At 70.5% G+C, this 688-nt stretch carries 2 protein-coding genes; both read right to left on the bottom strand.

Annotation, left to right across the window (positions count from 1 at the left end; all coding sequences use genetic code 11):
- The coding region (locus ACODSL_RS20070; RefSeq protein ID WP_488902514.1) for a gp436 family protein at window positions 1-356 on the bottom strand (356 nt) is incomplete at its 3' end.
- Between the two features lie 111 nt (window positions 357-467).
- The coding region (locus ACODSL_RS20065; RefSeq protein ID WP_488902513.1) for a hypothetical protein at window positions 468-688 on the bottom strand (221 nt) is incomplete at its 5' end.

The following is a 688-nucleotide window of genomic DNA, read 5'->3' as shown; positions in this document are numbered from 1 at the left end:
CGGCCGGCCGGCTCGCCGCCTGCCTCGTCGGGCAGGCGGATGATGCCGGTGGAGATCTGCTTCAGCGTCGCGACCGCCGCTTCGTAGCGCTTGCGCACTTCCTCGGTCGGCTCGCGGTGCAGCCGCCACCAGGTGATGTCCTGGGCGATACCCTTGAGCATCGGATGGGCGGCGGTCAGGGGCAGCTTGTACTGGGCGCGCAGGTAGCCGTCGATCGTGCTGCCGGCGTAGTCGAGCGCCTCGCCCAGAACCTGGTCATCGATGAGTCCGGCCGGCGGCTCGGCGCGATCGGTCAGCTGGATGAGCTGAAGCTCTCCGTAGCTGAGGATCATGTCGGGGCGGGCGGCGTAGGTCATCGGACTCCGGGAAGATGGAGCGGCGGTGTCCGGACCCCGCCGCGATGCTCACGCTACGCACCCTCCGGAGGGTGCTTACTGCTCCTGGACCAACACACGGCCGGGAGGTCGCTACGGGTCTTTCTGCTCGCCAGCGCCATCGATGGCGGAAGGCGCGGCAGGTTCGGGAGCCGGAGCCGGGGCCGCCGGCGGCGTCTTGGGTTCAGCCGCGGGCTTGGCTTCCGCCTTCGGCTTGGGAGCCTTCTCCACCTTGGGCTTGACCACCTTCGGCAGCTCGGGAGCCGGCGGAGGCGGAAGCGGAAGCGGAGGCGGAGGCGGAGGCGGAGGCGGAG

It is taken from the genome of Caulobacter sp. FG121 (assembly GCF_057809815.1).
Note: the sequence above shows the minus strand (reverse complement) of the source record. Positions and strands in the feature narration are given on the sequence as shown.